4 protein-coding genes and 1 pseudogene are annotated in these 3,836 nt (G+C 69.2%); 1 reads left to right on the forward strand and 4 read right to left on the reverse strand.

From position 1 onward, the window contains the following. Nucleotides 1–268: pseudogene (locus IJH84_RS10030) on the forward strand (DNA-binding protein); the annotation flags it as partial. A 169-nt stretch (nt 269–437) separates the two neighbouring features. On the opposite strand, the gene IJH84_RS10035 reads toward IJH84_RS10030, so the two are convergent. The 4 genes from IJH84_RS10035 to IJH84_RS10050 form a co-directional block, all read right to left on the reverse strand. Beyond that, nucleotides 438–1,424 (reverse strand): methyltransferase, encoded by a 987-nt coding sequence (locus IJH84_RS10035; RefSeq protein ID WP_295143119.1) that lies wholly within the window; start codon nt 1,422–1,424, stop codon nt 438–440. Between the two features lie 275 nt (nt 1,425–1,699). Then, entirely contained in the window at nt 1,700–2,335 is a 636-nt protein-coding gene (locus IJH84_RS10040; RefSeq protein ID WP_200068375.1) for an ATP/GTP-binding protein, read from the reverse strand. Beyond that, the gene (locus tag IJH84_RS10045; RefSeq protein ID WP_200068374.1) at nt 2,316–3,131 is read right to left on the reverse strand and encodes a DUF742 domain-containing protein; all 816 of its coding nucleotides are present in this window, start codon (nt 3,129–3,131) and stop codon (nt 2,316–2,318) included. The genes IJH84_RS10040 and IJH84_RS10045 overlap by 20 nt, the downstream gene beginning before the upstream one ends. A 40-nt stretch (nt 3,132–3,171) precedes the next feature. Continuing rightward, nucleotides 3,172–3,579: a roadblock/LC7 domain-containing protein gene (locus IJH84_RS10050; protein WP_200068700.1), complete on the reverse strand. Its 408-nt coding sequence runs from the start codon at nt 3,577–3,579 to the stop codon at nt 3,172–3,174. Between the last annotated feature and the right edge of the window lie 257 nt (nt 3,580–3,836).

Genomic DNA, 3,836 nt, shown 5'->3' on the forward strand with positions numbered 1-3,836 from the left:
CGCGGGCACCGCCCGGCGCGGCAGCGCGATGCACCCGGAGCGCGGCAGGCCGAGCGCGGAGGCCACGCTGCAACTCCTGCGCGACGCGGCGGTCCAGGACCGCAGCGTGTGGCTCGGTTTCGTCAGCTCCAACGGCGTGGCCAGCCAGGTGGTGGTGCAGCCGGTCAGCGTCGGCGGCGGAGTCCTGCAAGGCGTCGACCGCGGCACCGGCGAACCCGGCCGCTACCCGCTGCACCGGATCACTTCGGTGGCCGTGGTGGAGGAATGAGCCGGTGGTTCGCCAGGCGATGCCGGTGAGGCGATGGGTCCAGGCCCGGTTCTTGCTCGATCACAGGCGCCGGCGCGCTTCGAGCAGGGCTCACGAGCGGTAGTGCGATGAGCGAACGGACCGTTCGATGCTCCTACGTTGGGCAAATCCAGTGGGACCAACGGTCCGTTCACTCCGAGGCATCGGGCGCTGGTGCGACTGCGAACTCGAGTACCGTTCGTCCTTCGGCCACTGGGGCCCGGTTGCGCAGCACGAGTCCGCAGTCGGCGGCGAGTTCGGCCAGCTCGGTGATCGTTCGTTCGCGGCCGCCGAAGCACATCAGCATGAACAGGTTCATCGCGGTGTCGACTCCGCGGTCGGGCACCCGCTCGATCACCACCACGGTGCCGTCGGGTGCGGCGGCCCGGCGGCACCCGGCCAGGATCTTGCGGGCGTGCTCGTCGTCCCAGTCGTGCAGGACGTCGGACAGCAGGTAGGCGTCGGCGCCCGGGGGCAGCGGATCGAAGAAGCTGCCGGAGACGGCGCCTGCTCGGTCATCGAGCCCGGCCTCAGCGAACCTCGCGGCAGCAGCGGCTGCGGTCGGCGGCAGCTCGAGGACCTGCCCGCGCAAGCCGGGATGAGCTCGCAGGACGGCCGCGAGCACGACCCCGTTGCCGCCACCGACGTCGAGCACCTCGTCGAAACGGGTCCAGTCGAAGTGTTCGGCGATCTGCGCGGGCTGCACCTGGAACCGCCAATTCATCTGGGCGTCGAACGAGCGCCGCAGCTGCGGATGCGCGTCGAGATCCGTCCAGAAATCGCGCCCGTACCGGCTCTGGTAGGCCGGAGCACCGGTGGTGACCGTCCCGAGCAGTTCGACGAAGGCGAGGTCGGCACGGCCGCCCGAGGTGTTGATGTCGAGCAACGGCTTGACCCCGTCCGCCGTCTCGCCGCTCATCCCGGCACCGAGGTCCGTGGGCCGGAAACGGCCGGACTCCGCGTCGAAATCGAATACGCCGATCGCGACCAGGTGGTCGAGCAACCGGCACAGCGCAGGCTCGGAGGTCCCGGTCTCGGCGGCCAGTCGTTCCGCCGTCGCTCCCGCGCCGCCCGCCCGTTCCACCAGGCTCAGCGTCGCCGCCACCCGTATCGCCATCGGAGTGGCCAGATCGGCCATGGCACGAATCGAAGGTGCTGCCGCCCGTTGATCCATTGCCGGAGGTTATCCGCACGAACCGGAACGCCTGGCCCGATTGCTGCACACCAGGACCAGATGGACGAGTGCCCGGAGATGTAGAACGCGGTCAGCTCTCCCCAGCGATTGGAATGATCCCGCCCGATTCCGCACCGGCGCGGCCGTCGGCGGCCTCGAGCTCGGAAAGCTTCTGCACGTACAGGAAGAATCGCTCGCTCGTGCCGAAGTACCGCACCGTACGGGCGAGGGGAAACCGGTCAGCTGTTGGTCTGCGAGGACGCCGACGACTGCGCGGGCTCCGCCAGGCGGCGGCGCATGGCGTGCTGGACCAGCGTGATCAAGGCGTGCTTGGTGGACTCCCGGTTGCGGGCGTCGCAGGAGATCATCGGCACCGACTTGTCGATCGTCAGCGCCTCGCGCACGTCCTCCATCTCGTGGTGCAGCACCCCGTCGAAGGTGTTCACCGCGATGATGTACGGCAGCTGCCGGTCGTCGAAGAAGTCGATCGACGCGAAAGCGTCCGCCAGCCGCCTGGTGTCGACCAGCACGATCGCGCCGATCGCGCCGCGCACCAGGTCGTCCCACATGAACCAGAACCGGTGCTGGCCGGGCGTGCCGAACAGGTACAGGATCAAGTCCTCGTCCAGCGAAACGCGACCGAAGTCCATCGCCACCGTGGTGGTGACCTTGCCCGGCGTCGCGGTCAGGTCGTCGACCCCCACGCTCGCCTCGGTCATCACCGCCTCGGTGGTCAGCGGCATGATCTCGGACACCGAGCCCACGAAGGTCGTCTTGCCGACCCCGAAGCCACCCGCGACGACGATCTTGGTCGAGGTCTTGCCGCTGCTTTGGTTGTTCACGATCGCCCGAGGATCAGAGCTTTCGTAGCCCACTGAGCACCCTCTCCAAGAATTCCATCGACGGACGGTCACCCACGACCAAACCGCTGTCGTGAATCAAGACCAGGCCGAGACCGGCCATGTCACCGATCAACACCCGCACCACACCCAACGGAAGCCGCAGGTGGGCCGAGACCTCGGCGACCGAGCGCGCCTCCAGGCACAGCCCGCAGATCGAGCGGTGCTCCGGCGTGGCCGGATTGGCCTGCGATCGGCCCCGGTCGCTGGTGGAGACCAACGTCTCGATAGCAAGATCATAATCGGTGCGCGTGCGGCCCCGCGTCCGGGCATAGGGTCGCACGAGCGAGCCGGTGTCCTGCATTTCCCCGTGGTCCGGCGCTCCGTTCGGCATCGCGGGCAGCGAACCCGACGACACCGACGGCAACGACTGCGACACCGGCGGCAACGACTGCGACAACGACGGCATCGAGCCCGACGGCGGCCCGCCGTCACCCCAGTTCTGCGGATCCGGGCGCTGCCTGCCGTCCCGGGAATGCGCGCCCTGGGCGTGCGGCATGTCGAACGAGGGCCCGTGCCCGGACGTGCCGGGCACCGAACCGGAAACCGAAGGCATCGACGAGGACGACGCTCCCGAACCGAACAGGTCGGCTCCCGGCCCGCCGAACAACGCGCGCCCGTAATCCGAACCGCCGGTCGTGCCCGGCCAGTTGTCCGGCTGCCCGCCGCGCGGATCGTCCACGAAGTCGTCCTGCCAGGAGTCGGCACCGCCACGCCGGTGGTAGTTGCGGAACAGGTCGCCGTCCCAGTTCGGATCGGCCCCGGAGGTCATGCCGAGTCCCCCTCGATCAACGCCGGTTCCCAGGCGAAGCTCATCGCCTGCTCATGCCCTGCAGCTGCGCTCGCAGTTCCGGGGTGAGCTGCTTGCCGACGCGCTCCACCAGCAAGGTCATCTCGTAGGCGACCAGTCCGATGTCCGCGTTCGGCGCGGCCAGCACGGCCAGGCAGGAGCCGTCGCTGATCGACATCAGGAACAGGTAGCCCTGCTCCATCTCCACCACGGTCTGCGTGACGTCACCGGCCTCGAAGCAGCGCGCCGCGCCCTGCGTCAGGCTGACCAGACCGGACGCGACCGCGGACAGCTGCTCGGCGCGATCCCGCGGCAGGCCCTGCGAACCGGCCAGCAGCAGGCCGTCCGCGGAGACCACCACGGAGTGCGCGACGCCGGGTACCCGGCGCACGAAATCGGTGATCAGCCAACTGAAGCTGTTCTGGCTCATGGGTTGCTGCACGGACCCGGTCACTCCTGCTCCTCGGGACGGCGGGGCGGTTCGGTCGAGACTGGTTCTGCCTTGGCGTGCCTACCACGGCGGACGCCGCTCTGGAAGTTGGACATTCGTCCGCGAACGGCTTCGGCCGAACGCGGCGCCGCAGGCTTGGCGGGGCTCGGGGACTGGGACCGCGGCGCTGCGGAACCGGGCACCAGGTTCGACTTCGGAACCCGCTTGGGCAGCCCGGCCGAGGTGGTCTCCTGCTC

The sequence above is a fragment of the Saccharopolyspora sp. genome (assembly GCF_017434145.1).
GTDB lineage: Bacteria > Actinomycetota > Actinomycetes > Mycobacteriales > Pseudonocardiaceae > Saccharopolyspora_C > Saccharopolyspora_C galaxeae.